This window comes from Aeromonas sp. 84A, from assembly GCF_051919345.1.
Lineage (GTDB): Bacteria > Pseudomonadota > Gammaproteobacteria > Enterobacterales > Aeromonadaceae > Aeromonas > Aeromonas veronii.
This window is the reverse complement of record NZ_JBQBEW010000001.1, coordinates 1,734,905-1,756,352: the sequence shown is the minus strand read 5'-3', so window position 1 is coordinate 1,756,352 and position 21,448 is coordinate 1,734,905. Positions and strand designations below refer to the sequence as shown.

Sequence of the window (21,448 nt, the reverse complement as noted above, 5' to 3'; positions counted from 1 at the left end):
CGCTCCCCATCTCAGGCAATACAGACTGGCCCCATTCAACAACGGAAAAAGTGAAGGCGCCATTGGCGCCTTCACGGATAGATAGGGGGATGAATATCCCCTCCATTTGGATTGGTTCGTTGGTGTATTACTGCTTGCCAGCGCCCGATGCTATTGGGCAATGAATCACCATACGCTGGTTATACTCGCTGGCGTAAGCACTCAACTTGGCATGTATCTCTTGCTGACCGGGCCTTATCACATCGCCCAATCCATCCAGATAACGCTTGCCACAGCGCGCCTTGGCCTCTGCCTGCTGCTCGGCTGCAATACCGGGGACGAACTCTCCCCGCCCGGCTATCACTATCAGGCGGTAATCCTGCCTGGCGAGGTTTGCACTCAGCTCCTGTTCCAACGTGCTGGCATCGGCCTGACAACCGCCGAGCATGACAAGCAGCAACAGAGGGACTCCCTTCATGTACGCCTCCGTTGCCAGCCGAGCAGTGCCAGAGCCAGAGCCAGAGCCAGCGTCCACAATCCGAGCGCCCCGCCACCACCGCCGCCACCTGAAGTCGAGCCACCTTGCACCAGAGGCAATTTGAGGGGACTGATGGCAAAGAAGATATTGTCGCTGCATGCCACTTTCAGCCTGACGCTGCTGGTGAGATCGGCAGGCAACGTTACCGTTGCTGCGCCGTTATTGGGTTGTCCGGCGGCGAGCATTGTCCAGCTTGCGCCCTCATCCTGGGTCACCGAGATGTCCACCTTGCTGCAACTGATCGGCGCCACAGTTGTGCCCGCCACATCCCATGCTATGGCCTGACTGGCCCCCGGAGTGAGAGTCACCCCGTAAAACGGGTTGGTGATGCGAAATGCCGCACCGGTATTGATCACTTGCACTTTCATGTCATCACTGGCAACGCCACCCTGACCATCACGCACCGTCAGTCTGAAATTGAGATCCCGGTTGGTAGTCGGCCAAGCCTCTCCTTTGGCAAGCGTGCCGGAGAGCAGGGATGGCAAACTCGGCATGATCCGCTCCGACGATGCCGCGGGAGAGACAAAACGAAACAGCGGCCGGGAGCCATCGTCAATCATGGTGGCGGCACTGCTCGATTCAGTACCCAGATCGATCTGCTCCCAGTTGTAGAGCAGAGAGTCATTATCCAGATCTCCACCCGCCCCTTTTAGCATAAAGGCCGTATTGGCAGGGATCACATAGTCCCCCCCTGCAGCTGCCTGCGGGGCATTATTGCTCAACGCGAGTGTGGTTCCACAAGTCGATACGGTCGCCATGTGCGCACGCATCTGCTCGATGGACTTGCTATGAAAATAGGGGTCGCTGTGAGTCTGAATATTCTCATCACCACAAATACCGGCATAGGCCATGATGGAGCTGCCACTACCAGGCTCATAGGCTTGACTCGCAACCCGGGTACCAGCACCGCAACTCCCGGTAGTGCCGTTGAAGGTATGATCGGCACCAAACTGGTGGCCAATTTCATGAGCCACATAGTCAACGAAGAAGGCATCTCCCACCGGTGTGGGTGAACCCGACATCCCACCAGACTTCTGATTGGTGCAGAGCACTGCCAATCCGGCCAGACCGCCGCCATTGGTATTCAGGACATGGCCGATATCAAAATTACCGAGCTGCATATTGGTAAAGTAATAAGCCTGTACCCCGATATTGGTCTGCGCATCCGAATTATCATTGGCAAACAAGTCGCTGGCCGGATCGGTAAAGATCAGGTTGTCATTGCCACTGGCCAGCACGAATTCGGCGCCCACATCCCTTTGATAGACCTGATTGACGCGGTTGAGCAAGGTCGCAATCGCCGCCATGGTAAGCGCTTTGGAGCCACCGTGGTATTGGGTAAATTCTCCTGTCGCCGAAATGGCAATGACGTAGCGCTTGCGAACATTGCCATCCACTTGCACCTTGCGCACCAGTTTGCTGAGCTTGGGCCCTATCACCTCATCTGCAGCCTCTTCCAATCGACTATGGGCATCCTGCTGGTAATAGATGGCGTAACCTTCGGCATTGCGCAGCGGATCGACAAACACCATCCTGCCCTGATGGCTGAACATGGCGTGGAAACCTTGCGGCCCCAGATCGAAGCGCCCCGTCTCTATCGGATGCGCCGGGTTGTGACCCTTGAAGGTGCGGATCTGCGGATACTTGGCGGCAAGATCTGCAGGCAGCAAGTCGTAGGCTTCCAGAGCAAAGGTGACCTCCCCCCCATCGGGCAGCGGCAGGGTCAGCTCACTCGCCCCGGCTTGCAGCCCGGCAAAATAGTCGAGCGGCACCTTGGCCACCCGAAACTGATTAGCCCGCACCTCATAACCTTGCTCCGCAGTCGCTCTGGCGGCTACCGTGCTCCACTCGCTGGCCATCAGGCTGGTTGACCCCAACAAACTGGCCACTAACAAGGCCAACGAACACTTACTGGTCACATGCATCTTTGTCATCCTTGTAGTCATGCACTTTTTTGAACCATTACCGGCATCATTATCCCGCCGAATCAAAAAGCCCGGCGCCACTGTTTCAGCCACTCACCCATGGGGAGTGTTGCGCCAACCCCGTCTAACCCCTATCATTGCGCGGATTTGTCAATTTTAGAACTGCTCCTCTTCACAAAGGGCGGTTCATCTTTATCTGGCCAAGGTTAATCTCATGCTCAAATCCCCACTGTTGCCCCGTTTCGGGGATCTGGTCGTTGCCATTGTTGACGATGTGCTCGGTCAGGGTCTTACCCTCGACCGCGCTTATGCCCGTCACTTCTCCGGCATCGAACTCAAACCGCAAGAACAGGCAAGGATTGCCCTGGTCACCGGCGACCTGCTGCGCCGTCTCAGCCTCTATTGTTTCCTCACCGGTATTCAGGTGCGTCAGGCCGAAAAGAATGTCTGGCCGCTGCTTCACAGCTGGCACGCATTCCACAAAATTGCCCAGCCCAACCACCCGACCCTGGATCGCTTCAATGAAGAAGCATTCCGCCGCCGTCTGACCGAGGCGAAGAAGAACCCGGTATTGATGGATGGTTGCCCGAGCTGGCTGGAGAAACTGGGCAGCGAGCAGCTGGGTGAAGCCTGGCCTGCCGAGCGTGCAGCTCTGGCCTGGATGCCCAAGCGCTACCTGCGGGTCAACACCCTCAAGTGCACCCGTGATGAGCTGCAGGCCATGCTGGCCAAAGAGCAGGTCACCACCATTCCGGTTGAAGGTGTGGAGACTGCCCTGCAGGTCACCTCCGACGCAGCCCTGTTCCGCACCAAGGCCTTTGCCGATGGTTGCTTCGAACAGCAGGACGCAGGCTCCCAGCTGGTTGCTGCTGCGCTGGAAGTTGCCCCAGGCATGCGCGTTATCGACGCCTGCGCCGGTGCCGGTGGCAAGACCCTGCATATCGCCGCCATGATGCAGGGCAAAGGCCGTCTGCTGGCAATGGATGTGGAAGAGTGGAAGCTGGAGAACCTCAAGCAACGCGCTCGTCGCGCCGGTGCCCACAACGTGGAGACCCGGGTCATCACCAGCAGCAAGACCGTCAAGCGCCTCAAAGAGAGCGCCGACCGCGTACTGCTGGACGTGCCCTGCTCCGGTCTGGGCGTACTCAAGCGCAATCCGGATGCCAAGTGGCGTGATACCGCCGAGCGTCTGCCGGTGCTGGTCGCGCTGCAAGAAGAGATCCTGCAGCGTTACAGCCAGATGGTGAAGGTGGGCGGCCTGCTGGTCTATGCAACCTGCTCCATCCTGCCCGAGGAGAACCGTCAGCAGGTGGACAAGTTCCTCGCCGCCAACGAAAACTTCCGTCTGCGTGACGATCACACCGTGAGCCCGTCCGAGACCGGCTTCGACGGCTTCTACATGGCTCGAATCGAACGGATCGCCTGATCCGCCCGATGACCATATAGACAAAAGCGGCTGCCATTGGCAGCCGCTCTGTTTTGGCTAGCTGACCCACTCCCGATGGGGTTACAGCGCAGCAATCGCCTCTATATCTATCTTCACATCCTTCGGTAACCGAGCCACTTCCACGCAAGAGCGCGCCGGATACATGGCATCGTGCTCGGTGAAGAAGTCGTTGTAGACCTGATTCACCACAGCAAAGTCGTTCAGATCCGAGACAAACACCGTGGTCTTGAAGATGTTGCGCACCTCGCCACCTGCCGCCTCGACAATCGCCCGAACGTTTTGCAAGGAACGCAGGGTCTGCGCTTCGATACCCTCCGCAACGTCGCCGCTCACCGGGTCCAGCGGGATCTGACCGGAGGTGTAGAGGATGTTGCCAATCCGGGTGGCCTGCACATAGGGGCCGATGGCACCCGGTGCCGCCTTGGTAGTGATAACCTGTCGCATCTGTTACTTCCTCGTACTGACAAACAAAAAGTAGGCCCGGAGCAAGCCTGCTCACCCCGGGCATGAGAGTTACATCATGTTGGTGAAGGTTCTGGAGATGACGTCCTGCTGCTGCTCGCGGGTCAGGGCGTTGAAGCGCACCGCATAACCGGAGACCCGGATGGTCAGGCTGGGGTACTTGTCCGGATTGTCGATGGCATCCAGCAGCATCTCGCGATTCATCACATTGACGTTGAGGTGCTGACCCCCTTCCACATCCCGCTCATGATGGAAGTAGCCATCCATCAGCCCCACCAGATTGTTCTCGCGATTGGCGGGTTCCTTGCCGAGCGCCCCCGGCACGATGGAGAAGGTGTAGGAGATCCCGTCCTTGGCGTATTTGAACGGCAGCTTGGCCACCGAGGCGAGCGAAGCAACCGCACCCTTGCGATCCCGACCGTGCATCGGGTTGGCTCCCGGGGCAAACGGGGCACCGGCGCGGCGGCCATCCGGGGTGTTGCCAGTCTTCTGGCCATAGACCACGTTGGAGGTGATGGTCAGGATCGACTGGGTCGGCACCGCATTGCGGTAGGTCGGCAGCGCCTGGATCTTCTTCATGAAGCGCTCGACCAGATCGCAGGCGATGGAGTCGGCCCGCTCGTCGTTGTTGCCGTACTGGGGATACTCCCCCTCAATCACGAAATCGACCGCCAGCCCGTCAGCATCGCGCACCGGCTTGACCCTGGCGTACTTGATGGCCGCCAGCGAATCGACCGCCACCGACAGACCGGCGATACCGCAGGCCATGGTGCGATAGACGTCGCGATCGTGCAGTGCCATCAGGGAAGCCTCGTAGCTGTATTTGTCATGCATATAGTGAATAAGGTTGAGCGCGCTGATGTACTGCACCGCCAGCCAATCCATAAAGCTGTCGAGGCTCGCCATGACGGTGTCGTAATCCAGCACCTCGTCCATGATGGGCGCCACTTTCGGGCCAACCTGGATCTTCAGCTTCTCGTCCACCCCGCCGTTGATGCAGTAGAGCAGGGTCTTGGCCAGATTGGCACGGGCCCCAAAGAACTGCATCTGCTTGCCGATCACCATAGGGCTCACGCAGCAAGCGATGGCGTAGTCATCGCTCTCGAAGTCGGTGCGCATCAGATCATCGTTCTCATACTGCAGGGATGAGGTATCGATGGAGACGCGGGCCGCATAGGTCTTGAAGGCCCGCGGCAGCCCTTCCGCCCAAAGGATGGTGAGGTTGGGCTCGGGCGCCGGCCCCATGGTCTTGAGGGTGTGGAGGTAACGGAAAGAGTTCTTGGTCACCAGAGTACGACCATCCAGCCCCATGCCACCAATCACCTCGGTGGCCCAAATGGGGTCGCCGGAGAAGAGGGAGTCAAACTCGGGGGTACGCAGGAAACGTACCATGCGGATCTTCATGATGAAGTGATCAACCAGCTCCTGGGCATCCTGCTCGCTGATAAGCCCCGCCTTAAGATCCCGCTCGATATAGATGTCGAGGAAGGTGGCAGTACGACCGAGGGACATGGCCCCGCCATTTTGCGACTTCACCGCCGCCAGATAGGCAAAGTAGAGCCACTGCACTGCCTGCTGCGCCGTGCGTGCCGGCCCGGAGATGTCAAAGCCGTAGCTGGCCGCCATCTGCTTGATCTGCACCAGTGCCCGCTTGTGCTCGGCCAGCTCCTCGCGCTGGCGGATCACCTGCTCCAGCTGCTCTCCCCGCTCAAGCGCCGGTTGCAGATCGGCAAACTGCAGTTCCCGCTCACGGATTAGATAATCTATGCCATAAAGCGCGACCCGACGATAATCTCCGATAATGCGACCACGGCCGTAACCATCCGGCAAACCGGTCAAAATTCCCGATTTTCGGCAGCGCAACATCTCGGGAGAGTAGACGTCGAACACGCCCTGGTTATGGGTTTTGCGTAATTCGCTGAAGGTATATTCAAATTCGGGATCCATCTCCCGGCCATATGCTTCAAAAGAGCTGCGGATCATATTTACGCCGCCAAATGGATGCAGTGCTCTTTTAAGGGGCTTGTCGGTTTGCAGGCCAACAATCTTTTCCAGCCCCTGCTCGATATAACCTGGCCCGTGGGCAGTAATGGTCGTGGCAATATTGGTATCAAAATCGACCGGTGCGTGGGTGGCGTTCTCGATACGGATCCCCTCCATCACCTTGTTCCACAAAGTGGTGGTCGCTTCGGTCGCATCTGCTAAAAACTGTTCGTCACCTTCATAGGGGGTGTAGTTCTGCTGGATAAAATCACGGACGTTGATCTCGTGCTTCCAGTTTTCACCGGCAAACCCTTGCCATGCCTGACGGAATTTATCCTGATCCAATTGCATATCAACTTTCATCAAATAAACCTCATTCACTACTCATGACACAAGAGTGGAAGATCTCAGACGCACTCGGCCTGACGAACCTGCTGCCCCAGACGAATGGCATCCAGCGCGATCATTTTCTCTTCATTGGTGGGAATAACCGCCGCCAGTACCATGGATTCTGCCGCCGAAATTACCCGGCAGCCCTCGCTATTGGGACGCTGGTTAAACGGCTCGCTGATCGCTACGCCAAATACCTGAAGTCGTTCGCATACCAGCTTTCTGATAAAGGCCGAGTTCTCGCCGATCCCGCCGGTGAAAATAACGGCATCCAGCCGGCGCAATGAGGTGGCATGACCGCCGATATGGCGGGCAATACGATGGACAAAAGCGTGAATGGCCAATTTTGCCCCGGGATGTCCTTCGTGATAGGCAGATTCCAATACCCGCATATCGGAGGAGAGCCCCGAAATACCCAGCAGGCCGGACTGCTTGTTCAATACCCGCTCGATATCCTCGATGGATTGACCCGTCTTGCTGGCGATATAGGCCAGCGCGCCAAAATCGATATCGCCGCTTCGGCTGCCCATGATCAACCCCTCCAGCGGCGTCATCCCCATCGAGGTATCGACGCTCTTGCCATCCTGTACAGCGCAAATAGAGGCGCCATTGCCCAGATGGGCGATGACCAGACCGGCATGCTGCTCATCCAGCCCCATAAATACGCAAGCCTGCTCGGCGACATAGCGATGGGAGGTACCGTGGAAGCCATAGCGGCGCACGCCGTAATCCTGCAAATATTGGTAAGGCAGCCCATATATATAAGCTTCCGGCTTGAGGGTCTGGTGAAAGCCGGTATCAAATACCGCAATTTGGGGCTGGTTGGGAAATAGCTGGCGGGCGGCCATCACGCCACTTAAATTGGCGTGATTGTGCAGGGGGGCCAAGGGTGACACCTGCTGTATTTTGGCCAAGACATGTTCATCAATGATCACGGCTTCGCTAAATTCACTACCACCATGAGCAATACGATGACCCACCAGTGCAATGGCACCCAGCAGATCCCGTTTTTTCAATTCCGCCGCGATGGCAGCCAATGCACAGGTGTGGTTATTTTCAGTTAATGACATAGCGGGCTCTTTACCCACTTGCAATTGGGGATGGGCCGTCTCAATACCATCCGCCATACCGGATATCACCACCTCACAGGATTGACTCTCCAGTACCGAGAATTTGACCGATGAGGAGCCGCAATTGATAACCAGAACCAACGAATCAAACTTCATTACATCGCCTCGAGATTAATAGTGTCGAGTCACTGCAGTCAGGGCATTTCGCCATAAACAGAAAGTCAAAAAACGGCAAGCCTTACCCAGGGCCCACATAATTGTGGCCAACGAAGAACCGGTTATTGCTCATGTCTGACTGCACCATCCAGACCCCGCCAGGGGGGCCTGAATGGTTGATGACTTGCAGAAAAGGTTTTCAGAACAGCTTGGAAACTATATTCAGGATGGTCAGCACACCGATGATGGTGACAAACAGGTTGCTGGCCTGACCTTTATATTTTTCAAGTGCCGGTGTCTTGCTCACCGCATACATCGGCAGCAGACAGAGCAGGGAGGCGATGATTGGCGCCCCCATTGCCTCAATCAGGTCGAGGATGTTGGGGTTCACATAAGCGACCAGCCAGGTGGAGCCCATGATGAACAACATACTGACCATGTTGAGTTTTTTACTGGAAACCTTGCTCTTGTCGCCCTGATAGCCAAAGCGGAGGATAAGGCCATTCAACCCTTCCAGCGTCCCCAGATAGTGACCGAAGAAGGATTTGAAGATAGCAACCAGCGCGATAATGGACGCCGCATACTCCAGGGTGGTGGCAAACGCAGACTTGCTGCCCGTCATTGAGGAGAAGTGGTTGGCCAGATAGGAGAGCACCGGAATATTCTGGGCTTTGGCTTCCGCCATATTTTGCGGTGACAGGGTAAAGAGGCAGCTGAAGGCAAAGAACATCACCACGGCCACCATCAGCATGCTGGCACCGGAGATAATCTTCGAGCAGCGCTTTTCGGTAAAATCACGACCGAACTCCTGCTCATACTCTTCCCGTTTGGAGACAATGAAAGAAGAGACAATCGGCGAGAAGTTGAAGGAGAAGACCATGATGGAGATCCCCAGCCAGACGGTGACCAGAATACCATCGTGGCCAAACATCGATATCTCGCTCAGATTGACCTGATCAAAGACGGCACTGTTCCAGTACGGGACGAGGGAGAGAGAGATAACGATCAGACTGGCAATAAAGGGAAAGACCAGATAGCTCATTACGCGAACCATCAGATCCTTACCGAAATAGATCACGAAGGCCATCAACAGCAGCAGCCCAAGGGCGACAACACCCCGATTGAGCGGCGCCATTTGCAGTTGATGTTCCCAGAATGCCATGAAGGTATTGGTGATTGTCACACCATATATCCACAGCAGTGGGCAGATGGCAAAGAAATAGAGGAAGGTAATTACCACGCCACCCATTTTGCCAAAATGTTCTTCAACGGTTTCGGTGATATTGGCTGAAGGATTGCTGCCGGAAAGACATAATCTGGCCAACGCCCTGTGGCAATAAAATGCAATGGGGTAAGCCAGCACCAGCATGATTAATATTGGGATCAGGCCACCATATCCGGCCCGAATTGGAAAGAACAAGACCCCCGCCCCGATAGCAGTACCGAACAGACCTAATCCCCATGTGGTATCCGATTTACGCCATGCACGCGTATTCTCTTTACTGCCGGTGACAACACTGTCTAATATCATGACTGCATTCCTTACAGGCTAAATTTACGAATATTGTTCTGTTCGATAATTTCGGCGATCCGAGTCAGATCAATATTGCCACCCGAAATAATGCTGACGGTCTTTTTACCTTCGACATAATGTTTCAGCTTGCCACTGAGCAGCGCTGCCGAGGCCAGAGCTCCCGCCCCTTCGGTAATCACCTTGTTGCGCTGAATAAGGTCAACCATGCTATGACGAATATCATCCTCGGTGACCAGTACAATATCATCCACCAATTGTTTGACGATTTCGAAGGTCAGTGAACCGGGTCTTGCCACATCACAGCCATCGGCCAGCGTGCTGCTGGTTCTGTGATTGGTCATGGTACCGGCATAGAAAGAGGCCGCCATACCGTGCACATTCTCGGATTGCACACCAATCACCTTGATGGTCGGATTAATAGATTTGATAGCCATGGCAACACCGGCAATCAAACCACCGCCACCGATCGGCACTATGATGTTATCGACATCATACAAATCTTCGATAATTTCCAGGCCAATGGTGCCCTGGCCGGCAATTACTTTTGCATCGTCGAAGGGGGGGATAAATACGCGGCCTTCCATCTCCACGATTTCGCTGACTTTGGCAATGGTGTCATTGAAGCTATTTCCATGGAGGATCACTTTGGCTGAATAGTCACTGGTTGCAGCAATTTTTGATTTGGGGGCACAGCAAGGCATGACCACCTTGGCATCAATTCCAAGCATAGCACTGGAGAGTGATACACCTTGGGCATGATTGCCCGCCGAGCAGGCGACAACACCTTTTTGTCGGTCTTCCAGACTTAATGAACTGAGTTTGTTGAAGGCACCACGAATTTTAAAAGAGCCTGTACGTTGCATGTTTTCAAGCTTGAGGTAAACCTCGCCATGGCAACGTTCGCTGATGTAGTTAGAGGGTAGTTGCGCGGTCTTGTATATATGATTGGTCAGTCTTTTTTTGGCTTCAGTTATATCATGAAGACCAATGGGCAGATTGCTATACATCTTCATCGCAAATCTCTTTTTATTTATTAATTTGTAGGGTTTTATTTCACAGGGCGAAGCGATACTAGGTTCTATCACTTGCAATTAATGTGAGCATAAACACAAAAAAATCTACAAAGAGACTGCGTTACGGTGAAATTATCAAAAAATGTGATGACAGCAACACTTGAATCCAAATGGATTAAAAAAAGTAATCAGACATTGGGAAATAATATAATTAACAACTCCAAAACAAAGCCGTAAATATTAGATTTTTCAGGGCAATTGCGTTGCTTTTGCAACCGGCAATCAGTTGCTTGCCTGCCAGAACCGGGACAATAAAAAAGGGAGCCTATAAGGCTCCCTCTCGACAACACAGAACCGATTACTCGGCTGCCGCATCATCTTTCTTGTACTTGGCAGCAGTCTCTTTGATCAGAGCCTGCAACTCGCCAGCCTGGAACATCTCGATCATGATGTCACAGCCACCGATCAGCTCACCTTCAACCCACAGTTGCGGGAAGGTCGGCCAGTTGGCGAATTTTGGCAATTCGGCGCGGATATCCGGATTCTGCAGGATATCAACGTAGGCAAACGGCTCGCCGCAGGACATCAGAGCCTGGGAGGCCTGGGCAGAGAAGCCACAGCTGGGTAGCTTGGGGGAGCCCTTCATGTAGATGATGATGGGGTTGTCAGCCAGCTGCTGCTTAATCTTTTCAATAGTTTCCATAGGTGCCTCACTAGAGCGATTTCGGCGGCCATTCTACTGCAATCTTGCCCGAGCACAAACTGACAAAGGGGTGACCCGGCTCGAATTGTGCAAAGAACCCACACAGGATTGATCGCGATCATGGCGCCAATCAAGAGTTGTTAGGCCATCTTTGATACTGCTACAATCCCTTGGCTTTGGGCTACCCAGCCCCATCATTTTAAAAACAACTCTTTTCACATATAGAAAAGAGTACGCAATGTCTTGCAACCGTCGCCTTCGCACGGTCCAGCCAATGGAGAGTAGAAAATGGCATTCGAACTTCCCGCTCTGCCCTATGCAATCAACGCTCTGGAACCGCACATCTCCCAGGAAACTCTGGAATATCACCACGGCAAGCACCACAACACCTACGTGGTCAACCTGAACAATCTGGTGCCGGGTACCGAGTTTGAAGGCAAGTCTCTGGAAGAGATCATCAAGACCTCCAACGGCGGCATCTTCAACAACGCTGCCCAGATCTGGAACCACACCTTCTACTGGCACTGCCTCTCCCCGAATGGCGGTGGCGAGCCGACTGGCGCCCTGGCTGATGCCATCAACAAGGCATTCGGCTCCTTCGCCGAGTTCAAAGATGCCTTCACCAAATCAGCCATCGGCAACTTCGGTTCCAGCTGGACTTGGCTGGTGAAGAAAGCTGACGGCTCTCTGGCTATCGTCAACACCTCCAACGCTGGCTGCCCGCTGACTGAAGCCGGTACCACCCCGCTGCTGACCGTTGACCTGTGGGAGCACGCCTACTACATCGACTTCCGCAACCTGCGTCCGAAGTACATGGAAACCTTCTGGGCTCTGGTTAACTGGGAATTCGTGGCCAAGAATCTGGCTGCCTAATCAGCCTCGCTTGCCAAAACGCCCCGCTCTGCGGGGCGTTTTTTTATCTCTATGTGGCTGCGAGAATGAATAAGGCGCCCGCAGGCGCCTTTTACATATCGAGATAGCCCGTTTACTGGTCCAGCTCGTCCATATATTCATCCAGATTGGCATCGTCGGCCTGCTCTTGCTGAGACGCTTTCAGCTCGGTCTGCTTGCCCGTCACCTTGCCTTGGTTATATTGCAGGTAGAAGTCCTTGGTCAGCGCATAGGGGTCGAGGGAGTTGTCGATGATCCGCTCCTGATCGATAAGCTTGGCACGTGTGCCCAAGCCATCCAGGGCCCAGTGTGCAACCTTCATCGGGAAGGTTAACAGGGCATAGGGGAAGTAGAAGCTGTCAATCGCATCACCAACCAGCTCCCGGGTGGTAGTCGGGCCGTAGACAGGCACCATGATGTAGGCACCATTACCGATATCGGCCCTGCCCAGCACTGTGTCCATTTCCAGCTTGTTACGCTCAAGGCCGGCATGTTTGGCCACATCAAAGATACCCAGCAGACCGACCGTAGTGTTGAGGGTAAAGCGCCCCAGGTTGGTGCCAGCCCCCTTCAAATCACCGGTGATCAGATGGTTCACCATGCTGCTCGGTTCATCAAAGTTGGCAACAAAGTTGGCAATACCATCCTTCACCCCTACCGGAATGTAGCGGGCATAGGCATGTACCACTGGACGTGCCACATAGGGCTCCAGCACATCATAGTTGACCGCCCACATGGCCCGGTTGGCCCCCTGGAAGGGATCGCGCGGATCGGCCGCCGTACTGGTTGCACCCGGATTATTCATGCCGGGATTGAGATCCAGACTCTCTGGGCCAGGCTTGGGTGGGCCACCGGCACAGCCAGCCAGCAAGAGGGCTGCCAGTATGGCCCCTGAACGAAGATACATATGATTGTCCTGACGTTTTATTTTGATTTATCAGAAGTATAGATAACCCGGCTCCTATCCAGGAGCCGGGTTATCCAAAGGCATATTAGAGGGCGTGATCGATACGGATGTCAATCGGAGCAGCAGGGATCTCGGCCGTCTTGACCGGCACGGATACCCCTTCGAAGGCTCCTTCCTTGTTCATCACATTGCCACCGCGCGAGAGACGTGCCTTGAACTGCAGCTCCGGATAGGCCGCCAGCTTGCTGCCTTCCATCATGGCATCGCCATCCCCTAGTGACAGGGTAACTGGCAGGGTTGGCCCTGCGATACGCTTCACGGCGATGGGCATGGGCGGCCCGTTGGGCACCACGGCAAAGACGAAGAGATGGGCATCTTCCGGCATCTGAATGCCCGCCGCCAACGTGACGTGGATGGGGAATTCCCCCTCCTTCACCGCCAGCGGTTGTCCCTCAACTGTACCCGCTTTGGCTGCGCCTGAATTCGTCACCTCGATGCCGCGCTGCTTGAGCTGCGCGCGGGCATACTCCATGGAGCGCTCGACCATCACGTAACGAGGAGTGCCTTTCTCCATCAGTGGCAACATCGCCTGCCAGCGAGCCAGCGCGGTCTGGAAGTCCTCTTTTTGCAGCGCCATAAAGGCATAGACGGAACGCGCTTCAATATTGTCCGGATCCTGCGCGATAGCAGCCTGCAACAGGGCATCCGCTTGCGCCTCATCCCCCGTCATCATCAGCGCCTGCGCATAGGGCACCGCCACCAGCGACTTCTGGGGAGCCAGCTTGTAGGCCCGCTCCAGCGCCTCGCTGGCCATCTCGGGATCATTGCCATCCAGCGCCAAGCGCCCCAGCAGCAGCCAGCCGCGGTAGTCATTCGGTTCATCCTTGAGGCGGGTACGCAGTGCCAGCGTGAAATCCAGCAGGTCCTGCTCGGTCACCTGGGCATCCCGCTCCACCAAAATGCGGTTGCTCAACTCGCCAAGACGGCCGCTGGCATCTTGCCAGCGACTCACCTCTTGCCAGGAGCCCAACTTGTAGTAGAGCCCCAGGCTCACCACCAACAGCACCAGCACACCCGGGATCCAGATCAGACTCTTGCCACTGCGGGCGGTCTGCTCCACATCAGGGATATCATCCAAGAGGCTTCGTTGCAGCTCGACCAGCGAGTCGGACTCCTCAGCCAGAACACCCTGCTCGCGCTCTTCGCCAATTTCCAGCAGCCGCTGGCGATAGAGCTGTTTGTTGAGCGCCGAGCGACTGATACTCTGTTTGCCTTCACCACGCCACAGCGGCACGACGAGCGCCAGACTCACCAGCACCAGCAAGCCCGCAATCACTATCCAAAAAGCGGTCATTGTTTCTCTTCCTCTTTGAGCAGCTCGGCCAGTCGGCGCTGCTCCTCCTCGCTCAAGGCGTTATCCAGTTGTTTTTTCACCGCAGGTGGCCGGCGGCTGCGCATCACGACCACGGCGCCACCAATCAGGATCACCAGCAGCGGGCCGAGCCAGAGGATCAGGGTGGAGGCCATCAGGGGCGGGTTATAGAGGATAAAGTTGCCGTAGCGGGCCACCATGTAATCCACGATCTCCTCTTTATCCTTACCCTCGCGCACCATCTGGTAGGTCTTGTCGCGCAAGTCCTTGGCCAGCCCAGCATTGGAGTCGGCGATATCCTGGTTCTGACACTTGGGGCAACGCAGCTCCTTGGTCAGTTCACGGAAGACCTGCTCCTGATTGTCGTTGTCGAAGGTGTAGACATCGATAGCGGCCATGGCGGGCGCTTGCACCACCCATCCCAGCAACAGCAGCAGGGAAGCAATAAATACTCTCATCAGGACTCCCCTCACTTCATGGCATCAAAGATGGGTTTGAGGGTCGACGCCCAGTTCTCGGGGTTGATATCCCCCACGTGGCGATACCGGATGATCCCCTTGCTGTCGATAAAGAAGGTCTCCGGCGCGCCGTATACCCCGAGATCCAGCCCCAGCATGCCGTCCGGATCATAGAGGTTGACCTGATAGGGGTTGCCCAGCTCAGCCAGCCATTTGATCGCCTTGTCGCGCTCATCCTTGTAGTTCATGCCGATGATGGGAATACCCTGCCCTGCCAGCTGTTTGAGGTAGGTGTGCTCGCCGTAGCAGGTGGGGCACCAGGTGGCCCAGACGTTGAGCAACATGGGGCGACCGGTCAGGATACTGCGATCGTGCTGCTTGTTCAGATCGTAAATGTCCTGCAAAGTGAACACCGGCACCTCTTTACCCACCATCACGGACTCAAGCTTGGTGGGATCGGAGTAGAGCCCCTTGAACAGGAACACTGCCCCCAGCAAAAAGACGATAAAGGGGATTAAAAACAACCAGGTCTTTTTGTTCATGCCTTGGCCTCCTCCTCACGACGGCCGAAACGGTAACGCTTGTCGAGCATCGCCAACACGCCACCAATAGCCATAAAGACGCCGCCGAACCAGATCCAGCGCACGAACGGCTTGTAGTAGATCCGCACCGCCCAGGCACCGTTGTCGAGCTGTTCCCCCAGCGCCGCATAGAGATCGCGGGTGATACCGGCATCGATGGCCGCTTCGGTCATCGGCATCCGGGTCACCTTGTACATCCGCTTCTCCGGCTTGAGCAGGGCCACCTGCTTGCCATCCTTGTGCACTTCCAACACGCCCTTGAAACCATCGTAGTTGGGGCCGTTCTTCTCTTTTATCCCGGCAAAGACGAACTCGTAATCGGCAAAGTGCACCCGATCACCCGCCTGCATTCGCAGATCCTTCTCGATGCTGTAGTTCTGGGTGCAGGCGATACCAATGATGCTGACTGCCAGCCCCACGTGGCCAAGAATCATGGCCCAGTGGCTGTTGCCAAGCTTGCGCACACCGACTGCAAAGCTGTGCTTGTGGGTCGCCCGCGCCCAGGTCTCCTGCACGCTGGTGACGATGATCCAGGCCCCCAGACCAATCCCTACCGCCGCCCACGGCTTGAAGGTTTCGGCAAAGAGCTGCGGCAACAGCAAGGCTGCGGCCAGACTCAGCACCAGTGCCACAACCACCTTGCTTTTGAGTTCCCCCAGCTCCTGACGACGCCAGCGAAACAGCGGGCCAACCCCCAGCAGCAGGGCAAACGGGATGATCAGCCAGCTGTAGATGTGGTTGAAGAAGGGGGTACCGATAGAGATGCTCCCCAGCCCCAGCTCCTTGTGCACCAGAGGCAGCAAGGTACCGAGCAGCACGGTCAGCAGACCCGCCACCAGCATGATGTTGTTGCAAAGCAGCAGGGTCTCGCGGCTCCACAGCTCGTGTTTACCGTGGCTCTTCACCTGCGAGCCTTTGAAGGCAAACAGCAGCAAGGATGAGCCGATCACCGCCAGCAGGAAGCCGAGAATAAACAGGCCGCGGGTCGGATCCGAGGCAAACGCATGGACCGACACCAACACGCCGGAGCGCACCAGGAAGGTACCCAGCAGGCTCAACGAGAAGGCGGAGAGGGCCAGCAGCACGGTCCACGCCTTGAAAGTGGCGCGCTTCTCGCTCACCGCCAGCGAGTGCAGCAGAGCGGTACCCGCCAGCCAAGGCATAAACGAGGCGTTTTCTACCGGATCCCAGAACCACCAGCCGCCCCAACCGAGCTCGTAGTAGGCCCACCAGGAGCCGAGCACGATGCCCAGGGTCAGGAATACCCAGGCCGCCATGGTCCAGGGGCGCGACCAGCGAGCCCAGGTCGCATCGAGACGGCCGGTCATCAGCGAAGCAATGGCAAAAGCAAACGCCACCGAGAAACCCACATAACCCATGTAGAGCATCGGCGGATGGAAGATAAGACCCGGATCCTGCAGCAGCGGATTGAGGTCACGACCATCGACCGGGAAATAGGGCAAGGTGCGGGTGAAGGGATCGGAGGTGAACAGCACGAAGGCAGTGAAGCCGACCGAGATCAGCCCCAGCACACCGAGTACCCGCGCGACAGCATCGAGCGGCAGACGGCGACTGAACATGGCCACCGCCGCAGTCCAGCCACCTAAGGTCAGAACCCACAGCAGCAGGGAACCTTCGTGGGCGCCCCATACGGCGGAAATGCGATAGGCGAGCGGCAGCAGGCTGTTGGAGTTAGTGGCCACATACTGCACGGTGAAGTCGTTATCGATAAAGGCCCAGGTCAGGCAGAGAAACGACAGCAGCAGCAGCAAGAACTGGGCATAGGCGAGCGGACGGGCCGCCGACATCATGCCAAGACGCCCCCAACTGGCGCCCAGTAGTGGGTAGCTGCCCAGCAGCAGGGCGGTGGCAAAGGCCAGGATAAGCGCAAACTGACCTAATTCCGGGATCATGAAGGCATTCCTTTCAATTGAACGGTGACAACAGCCGCACCACGCACGGCAGGAAAAGCGGAAAAGGCAGACACCACAGGAATCACTGCTTGGCTCCCTTCAACTGCGCCTCGGTATACTCCGGCTTGAAGTGCATACCGTTGGTGGCATCGGCCACTTCCGGCGGCATGTAGTTCTCATCGTGCTTGGCCAGCACCTCGAACGCCTCTACGGTCGTGGCATCCTTGAGGGTGCCCTGGGCAACAATCCCCTGCCCTTCACGGAACAGATCCGGCAGGATGCCGTCAAACTCGACCTTCACCAAATGACCGCCGTTATCCACCAGCTTGAAGGCAACCTTGAGGCTCTGGGGATCCCGCTGTACCGACCCCGGCACGACCAACCCACCGATGCGCAGGCGCTGCCCCTCTTCCGGCTTGATCTTGTCCGGCCCCTTCCCCTCCACCAGCTCGCTCGGGGTGTAGAAGAGGTCGATATTCTGACTGAGGGCGTAGAGCACTAGCCCGCTGACGGTCGCCAAACCCAGGGTAATGGCCAGAATGATAGTGAGGCGTTTTTTGCGTCTCGGGTTCATAGGGTGTTCTCCATCTGCTGGGCCGCCTTGCGACGGGCCTCACGCGCCTGTTTGCTGCGTAACTCGGCGAGCAGGCTGCGGGTTTTCATGCGGGTAGAAATAATGATGCCGACCAGACACACCAGCGTCAGGCCAAAAGAGAGCCAGACATAGAAGGCGTAACCGCCCATCGCCATAAAATCACTGAAAGAGGCAAAGTGCATGCTTACTTCTCCTGCTCTGCAATCTCTTTGACCCAGGGGCGATGCCACTCCCGCATCAGGAGTTCATTGCGAAAACGCATCAGGGTCAGGGCCCCGAGAAACGCGGCAAACGCCAGAATCATGATCAGCAGCGGCCAGAGCATCTCGGGTGAAATGGAGGGTTTGTCAAATTTGGTGATGGTGGCCCCCTGATGCAGGGTGTTCCACCACTCCACCGAGTAGTGAATGATGGGCAGGTTGATCACCCCGACCAGCGCCAGAATGCCGGCCGCACGGCCAGCGACCACCTTGTCGCTGAAGGCGTTGTAGAGGGCGATGACGCCGAGGTAGAGGAACAGCAAAATCAGCTCGGAGGTGAGACGGGCATCCCAGACCCACCAGGTTCCCCACATCGGCTTGCCCCAGGCCGCACCGGTAAAGAGCGCGATAAAGGTAAAGATGGCACCGACCGGAGCAATAGCTGCTACCGTCATGTCAGCCATCCGCAGCTGCCATACCAGCCCGATAAACGCAGCAATCGCCATAGTGGAGTAAGCCCCCATGGAGAGAATGGCGGAAGGCACGTGGATATAGATGATCCGGAACGAATCTCCCTGCTGGTAATCCGCTGGCGCAAACGCGAGGCCCCAGACAGTACCGATCACAAACGAGAGCAGACTAATCACCGCAAACCAGGGCAACAGCGTGCCTGCCAGCTGATAGGCACGCTCCGGTTTGGCATAAGGGTGCAACCATTTCCACATAGCTCACAAAACCTTTTTGTTATTAATCGTTTGGCGAGGCCTACCATACCGACCGCAGGGCAGCATCAAATACCCCGAAAGCAATAAGCGGCACTCTCCTTGATCCATCGCAACATTATTTTTTGCAAAAAGACTCCGTTCGGAGCCAAATCCGGTTCAGCTCACGGCCATCAGTTGAGGCTGACCCGCAACGCCGCCGACACAGCCAGCGGCGTCAGTGTCAAAGCCCCCACCAGCATGGCGGCCAGAATGGCAAGCTGCCCGCCATAGGGCAAGCTCATCCCCGCGGCATCGATGGCTGAGGTGGCAAAAATCAGTACCGGAATATAGAGCGGCAGGATCAACAGACTAAGCAGCACCCCGCCTTTGCGCAGTCCCACCGTCAACGCGACTCCGACCGCGCCGAGCAGACTCAATACTGGAGTGCCCAGTGCCAGCGTCGCGACGACAGCCAGATAGGTGTTCATATCCAGCGACAGCAAAATCGCCAGCAAGGGAGAGATCAGCAGCAGCGGCAAGCCGGTCAGCAGCCAGTGAGCGACCACTTTCGCCAGCGCCAGCAAGCCCAGAGGGTGCGGCATCAGCATCATCTGCTCCAGCGCGCCATCGGCAAAGTCATCGCGAAACAGCCGCTCCAGCGACAACATGGCCGCCAATAGCGCCGCCACCCAGATAATCCCCGGGGCAATACGGGCCAGCAGTTTGGGCTCAGGGCCAATCCCTAACGGAAACAGAGTGATGACGATGAGGAAAAACCAGAGCGGGTTGAGAATATCGGAACGCTGGCGCAGAGCCATCAGCAGTTCACGGTGAATAAGGTGCATAACAGCGCGCAACATGGCGTTACTCCTGCAATGTCGATGCGAAGGGGGTCAACGAGATAGTCTTCAGCCGCCCCTGCATCAGGGTCAGATCCTGATGGGTGGTGAGGATCACCATGCCGCCCCGCTCGGCGTGGGCCAGAAAGAGCTGCTCGAGCACCTTGACCCCCTGCTTGTCGATAGCGGTAAAGGGCTCATCAAGGATCCAGAGCGCCGGTTTCTGTGACAGCCAGAGTCTGGCCAGAGCCACCCGGCGTTGCTGGCCGGCAGAAAGTTGCCCGGTCGGGTTCTCTTCAAACCCGGCAAGCCCTACCCGGGCCAATATCTGCCACAAGTCAGTCTCTGTCTGCTGCGGATGATGCAACTGCTGGTAGAACTTCAGGTTTTCAAAAGGGGTCAGCGCCGCTTTGACGCCCGGCTGATGGCCGAGATAGAGCAGATTGGCATGATACTCATCACGACAGTGACGAATATTCTCCCCATTCCAGCACACCTCACCGGCAAACGGCTGCGACAGCCCGGTCAACAACCGCAACAGGCTTGTCTTGCCGACCCCGTTGGGCCCTTCAATTTGCACCAGATCGCCGGGCGCAACAGAGAAAGAGAGGTGTTCAAACAGAGTGCGATCTTCGCGCACGCAGCTCAGATTGTTAACTTGAAGCAGCATGGGGATTTTTTCAGAGAAAATGAAGCGGTCTGCATCTTAACACAGTATTGGAATACGTCTTTTCAAAGATGCAACAATTGAACTGACTGGCGACCGGGATCACAAAGAAAATATGGTAGAAACCGTCTGCTCAACGCAGCTGGGGGGAAAGCGGCTGCACGCCATAAAATTCAGGAAGGCAATTGCCTTCCTGAATCATCATGAGCGACCTTTTCGCAACGATATCAAGAGCTCAGCCTCTGCCTTTGGCAACTCGCACTCACTCATGACTTCATCAAGATCGGCGCCCAGTTCGACCATCTTTGCCGCTCGGCTGTAGAGCCTGCGTTCGGGGTCCTGCATGGTCAGCTCTTGCTGGCGCTCATTGACCTGCTGCATCGCCCCTTCCACCGACTGCAGACGCTGACCCATGCCAATGGCACCGGTATGGAGCTCCATCATCTGCTTGCGCAAGCTTTCCAACTGACCTTGCAGGGTTGCCACACTGGCCTCGGACTCCTGCTTGCTGCGCTTGCTCTTGAACCAGATATAAGAAGCAAACGCCAAGGCAATCAGGGACACCCCCAAGGCAACCATCTCGATTATCAAAACATCACCTTACTTATCAGAGGGAACCGATATCTTCCCACTCTTCATCGGAGAGCAGCTTGTTCAAGTCAACCAGGATCAGCAGTTGCCCATCGCGGTTGCTCACCCCCTGAATAAACTTGGCGCTCTCTTCAGTGCCGACCGCAGGTGCCGCATCGATCTCGGAAGAGCGCAGATAAACCACTTCCGCCACGCTGTCGACCATGATGCCGATCACCTGCTTCTCGGCCTCGATGATCACAATCCGGGAGTTTTCACTCACATCACCGGAAGGCAGACCGAAGCGGGAACGGGTATCGATGACAGTCACCACATTGCCACGCAGGTTGATGATCCCCAGTACGTACTCAGGCGCACCCGGCACCGGTGCAATTTCGGTGTAGCGCAACACCTCCTGAACCTGCATCACATTGATGCCGTAGGTTTCGTTTTCCAGTTGGAAGGTTACCCATTGCAGCACTTCATCTTCGGCCAGATTCTGTGCAATATTGCGCTTTTCTGTCATGTTTTTATTCCTTTTATGAAAACGT

Annotated in this window: 22 protein-coding genes; 2 read left to right on the top strand and 20 right to left on the bottom strand. The window is 56.3% G+C overall.

Annotated features, from left to right (window positions below):
* Window positions 1–127: 127 nt before the first annotated feature.
* Entirely contained in the window at window positions 128–457 is a 330-nt protein-coding gene (locus ACTG20_RS08220) for a hypothetical protein (protein ID WP_021229901.1), read from the bottom strand.
* The gene (locus tag ACTG20_RS08215; protein WP_194496015.1) at window positions 454–2,442 is read right to left on the bottom strand and encodes a reprolysin-like metallopeptidase; all 1,989 of its coding nucleotides are present in this window, start codon (window positions 2,440–2,442) and stop codon (window positions 454–456) included. The genes ACTG20_RS08220 and ACTG20_RS08215 overlap by 4 nt, the downstream gene beginning before the upstream one ends.
* 214 nt (window positions 2,443–2,656) lie before the next feature.
* On the opposite strand from ACTG20_RS08215, the gene ACTG20_RS08210 reads away from it, so the two are divergent.
* Window positions 2,657–3,868: an RsmB/NOP family class I SAM-dependent RNA methyltransferase gene (locus ACTG20_RS08210; RefSeq protein ID WP_047434271.1), complete on the top strand. Its 1,212-nt coding sequence runs from the start codon at window positions 2,657–2,659 to the stop codon at window positions 3,866–3,868.
* 81 nt (window positions 3,869–3,949) lie between these two features.
* Here the strand turns inward: ACTG20_RS08210 and ACTG20_RS08205 are convergent, their stop codons facing one another.
* The 6 genes from ACTG20_RS08205 to ACTG20_RS08180 form a co-directional block, all read right to left on the bottom strand.
* Window positions 3,950–4,333 (bottom strand): RidA family protein, encoded by a 384-nt coding sequence (locus ACTG20_RS08205; protein ID WP_194496014.1) that lies wholly within the window; start codon window positions 4,331–4,333, stop codon window positions 3,950–3,952.
* Window positions 4,334–4,402: 69 nt separating this feature from the next.
* Window positions 4,403–6,697: a formate C-acetyltransferase gene (gene pflB / locus ACTG20_RS08200; RefSeq protein WP_194496013.1), complete on the bottom strand. Its 2,295-nt coding sequence runs from the start codon at window positions 6,695–6,697 to the stop codon at window positions 4,403–4,405.
* A gap of 44 nt (window positions 6,698–6,741) precedes the next feature.
* Entirely contained in the window at window positions 6,742–7,950 is a 1,209-nt protein-coding gene (gene tdcD, locus ACTG20_RS08195; RefSeq protein ID WP_439987549.1) for a propionate kinase, read from the bottom strand.
* A 199-nt stretch (window positions 7,951–8,149) separates the two neighbouring features.
* The gene (tdcC, locus tag ACTG20_RS08190; protein ID WP_194496011.1) at window positions 8,150–9,481 is read right to left on the bottom strand and encodes a threonine/serine transporter TdcC; all 1,332 of its coding nucleotides are present in this window, start codon (window positions 9,479–9,481) and stop codon (window positions 8,150–8,152) included.
* Between the two features lie 11 nt (window positions 9,482–9,492).
* Window positions 9,493–10,497, bottom strand: coding sequence for a bifunctional threonine ammonia-lyase/L-serine ammonia-lyase TdcB (gene tdcB / locus ACTG20_RS08185; protein ID WP_103251234.1), 1,005 nt, complete (start codon window positions 10,495–10,497; stop codon window positions 9,493–9,495).
* A 358-nt stretch (window positions 10,498–10,855) separates the two neighbouring features.
* The gene (locus tag ACTG20_RS08180) at window positions 10,856–11,200 is read right to left on the bottom strand and encodes a Grx4 family monothiol glutaredoxin (RefSeq protein WP_005353650.1); all 345 of its coding nucleotides are present in this window, start codon (window positions 11,198–11,200) and stop codon (window positions 10,856–10,858) included.
* A gap of 288 nt (window positions 11,201–11,488) precedes the next feature.
* Between ACTG20_RS08180 and sodB the strand changes: the two genes are divergently transcribed.
* Window positions 11,489–12,073: a superoxide dismutase [Fe] gene (gene sodB / locus ACTG20_RS08175; RefSeq protein WP_005334664.1), complete on the top strand. Its 585-nt coding sequence runs from the start codon at window positions 11,489–11,491 to the stop codon at window positions 12,071–12,073.
* A 112-nt stretch (window positions 12,074–12,185) separates the two neighbouring features.
* Here the strand turns inward: sodB and ACTG20_RS08170 are convergent, their stop codons facing one another.
* The 12 genes from ACTG20_RS08170 to ACTG20_RS08115 form a co-directional block, all read right to left on the bottom strand.
* Entirely contained in the window at window positions 12,186–12,998 is an 813-nt protein-coding gene (locus ACTG20_RS08170) for an MlaA family lipoprotein (protein WP_005334673.1), read from the bottom strand.
* 85 nt (window positions 12,999–13,083) lie between these two features.
* Entirely contained in the window at window positions 13,084–14,352 is a 1,269-nt protein-coding gene (ccmI, locus tag ACTG20_RS08165) for a c-type cytochrome biogenesis protein CcmI (RefSeq protein WP_194496010.1), read from the bottom strand.
* A complete protein-coding gene (locus tag ACTG20_RS08160) occupies window positions 14,349–14,828 on the bottom strand; it encodes a cytochrome c-type biogenesis protein (RefSeq protein WP_017788562.1) in 480 nt (159 codons plus the stop codon). Before ACTG20_RS08160 ends, ccmI begins: the two co-directional genes overlap by 4 nt.
* A gap of 11 nt (window positions 14,829–14,839) precedes the next feature.
* Window positions 14,840–15,370, bottom strand: a complete 531-nt coding sequence (locus ACTG20_RS08155) for a DsbE family thiol:disulfide interchange protein (protein WP_005353655.1) — start codon at window positions 15,368–15,370, stop codon at window positions 14,840–14,842.
* Window positions 15,367–17,322 (bottom strand): heme lyase CcmF/NrfE family subunit, encoded by a 1,956-nt coding sequence (locus ACTG20_RS08150; protein WP_194496009.1) that lies wholly within the window; start codon window positions 17,320–17,322, stop codon window positions 15,367–15,369. Before ACTG20_RS08150 ends, ACTG20_RS08155 begins: the two co-directional genes overlap by 4 nt.
* An 82-nt stretch (window positions 17,323–17,404) precedes the next feature.
* On the bottom strand, window positions 17,405–17,896 hold the full coding sequence (gene ccmE / locus ACTG20_RS08145) for a cytochrome c maturation protein CcmE (RefSeq protein ID WP_005334685.1): 492 nt from the start codon (window positions 17,894–17,896) through the stop codon (window positions 17,405–17,407).
* Window positions 17,893–18,099, bottom strand: coding sequence for a heme exporter protein CcmD (gene ccmD / locus ACTG20_RS08140; RefSeq protein WP_005353657.1), 207 nt, complete (start codon window positions 18,097–18,099; stop codon window positions 17,893–17,895). The genes ccmE and ccmD overlap by 4 nt, the downstream gene beginning before the upstream one ends.
* A 2-nt stretch (window positions 18,100–18,101) precedes the next feature.
* Window positions 18,102–18,842 carry a heme ABC transporter permease gene (locus ACTG20_RS08135; protein ID WP_194496008.1) on the bottom strand — a complete coding sequence of 247 codons (741 nt, stop codon included), beginning with the start codon at window positions 18,840–18,842 and terminating at the stop codon, window positions 18,102–18,104.
* Window positions 18,843–19,012: 170 nt separating this feature from the next.
* Window positions 19,013–19,681, bottom strand: a complete 669-nt coding sequence (gene ccmB, locus ACTG20_RS08130) for a heme exporter protein CcmB (RefSeq protein WP_005353658.1) — start codon at window positions 19,679–19,681, stop codon at window positions 19,013–19,015.
* 4 nt (window positions 19,682–19,685) lie between these two features.
* Window positions 19,686–20,330: a cytochrome c biogenesis heme-transporting ATPase CcmA gene (gene ccmA / locus ACTG20_RS08125; protein WP_005353659.1), complete on the bottom strand. Its 645-nt coding sequence runs from the start codon at window positions 20,328–20,330 to the stop codon at window positions 19,686–19,688.
* 198 nt (window positions 20,331–20,528) lie between these two features.
* Entirely contained in the window at window positions 20,529–20,906 is a 378-nt protein-coding gene (locus tag ACTG20_RS08120; protein WP_005353661.1) for a DUF2802 domain-containing protein, read from the bottom strand.
* A gap of 28 nt (window positions 20,907–20,934) precedes the next feature.
* Window positions 20,935–21,423: a chemotaxis protein CheW gene (locus ACTG20_RS08115; RefSeq protein ID WP_005298836.1), complete on the bottom strand. Its 489-nt coding sequence runs from the start codon at window positions 21,421–21,423 to the stop codon at window positions 20,935–20,937.
* Window positions 21,424–21,448: the final 25 nt, after the last annotated feature.

Bases quoted from the DNA above. Each gene is read 5' to 3' on its own strand.
- ACTG20_RS08220 (WP_021229901.1), bottom strand. From the start codon at position 457: ATGAAGGGAGTCCCTCTGTTGCTGCTTGTCATGCTCGGCGGTTGTCAG.
- ACTG20_RS08215 (WP_194496015.1), bottom strand. From the start codon at position 2,442: ATGCATGTGACCAGTAAGTGTTCGTTGGCCTTGTTAGTGGCCAGTTTG.
- ACTG20_RS08210 (WP_047434271.1), top strand. From the start codon at position 2,657: ATGCTCAAATCCCCACTGTTGCCCCGTTTCGGGGATCTGGTCGTTGCC.
- ACTG20_RS08205 (WP_194496014.1), bottom strand. From the start codon at position 4,333: ATGCGACAGGTTATCACTACCAAGGCGGCACCGGGTGCCATCGGCCCC.
- pflB (WP_194496013.1), bottom strand. From the start codon at position 6,697: ATGAAAGTTGATATGCAATTGGATCAGGATAAATTCCGTCAGGCATGG.
- tdcD (WP_439987549.1), bottom strand. From the start codon at position 7,950: ATGAAGTTTGATTCGTTGGTTCTGGTTATCAATTGCGGCTCCTCATCG.
- tdcC (WP_194496011.1), bottom strand. From the start codon at position 9,481: ATGATATTAGACAGTGTTGTCACCGGCAGTAAAGAGAATACGCGTGCA.
- tdcB (WP_103251234.1), bottom strand. From the start codon at position 10,497: ATGAAGATGTATAGCAATCTGCCCATTGGTCTTCATGATATAACTGAA.
- ACTG20_RS08180 (WP_005353650.1), bottom strand. From the start codon at position 11,200: ATGGAAACTATTGAAAAGATTAAGCAGCAGCTGGCTGACAACCCCATC.
- sodB (WP_005334664.1), top strand. From the start codon at position 11,489: ATGGCATTCGAACTTCCCGCTCTGCCCTATGCAATCAACGCTCTGGAA.
- ACTG20_RS08170 (WP_005334673.1), bottom strand. From the start codon at position 12,998: ATGTATCTTCGTTCAGGGGCCATACTGGCAGCCCTCTTGCTGGCTGGC.
- ccmI (WP_194496010.1), bottom strand. From the start codon at position 14,352: ATGACCGCTTTTTGGATAGTGATTGCGGGCTTGCTGGTGCTGGTGAGT.
- ACTG20_RS08160 (WP_017788562.1), bottom strand. From the start codon at position 14,828: ATGAGAGTATTTATTGCTTCCCTGCTGCTGTTGCTGGGATGGGTGGTG.
- ACTG20_RS08155 (WP_005353655.1), bottom strand. From the start codon at position 15,370: ATGAACAAAAAGACCTGGTTGTTTTTAATCCCCTTTATCGTCTTTTTG.
- ACTG20_RS08150 (WP_194496009.1), bottom strand. From the start codon at position 17,322: ATGATCCCGGAATTAGGTCAGTTTGCGCTTATCCTGGCCTTTGCCACC.
- ccmE (WP_005334685.1), bottom strand. From the start codon at position 17,896: ATGAACCCGAGACGCAAAAAACGCCTCACTATCATTCTGGCCATTACC.
- ccmD (WP_005353657.1), bottom strand. From the start codon at position 18,099: ATGCACTTTGCCTCTTTCAGTGATTTTATGGCGATGGGCGGTTACGCC.
- ACTG20_RS08135 (WP_194496008.1), bottom strand. From the start codon at position 18,842: ATGTGGAAATGGTTGCACCCTTATGCCAAACCGGAGCGTGCCTATCAG.
- ccmB (WP_005353658.1), bottom strand. From the start codon at position 19,681: ATGTTGCGCGCTGTTATGCACCTTATTCACCGTGAACTGCTGATGGCT.
- ccmA (WP_005353659.1), bottom strand. From the start codon at position 20,330: ATGCTGCTTCAAGTTAACAATCTGAGCTGCGTGCGCGAAGATCGCACT.
- ACTG20_RS08120 (WP_005353661.1), bottom strand. From the start codon at position 20,906: ATGGTTGCCTTGGGGGTGTCCCTGATTGCCTTGGCGTTTGCTTCTTAT.
- ACTG20_RS08115 (WP_005298836.1), bottom strand. From the start codon at position 21,423: ATGACAGAAAAGCGCAATATTGCACAGAATCTGGCCGAAGATGAAGTG.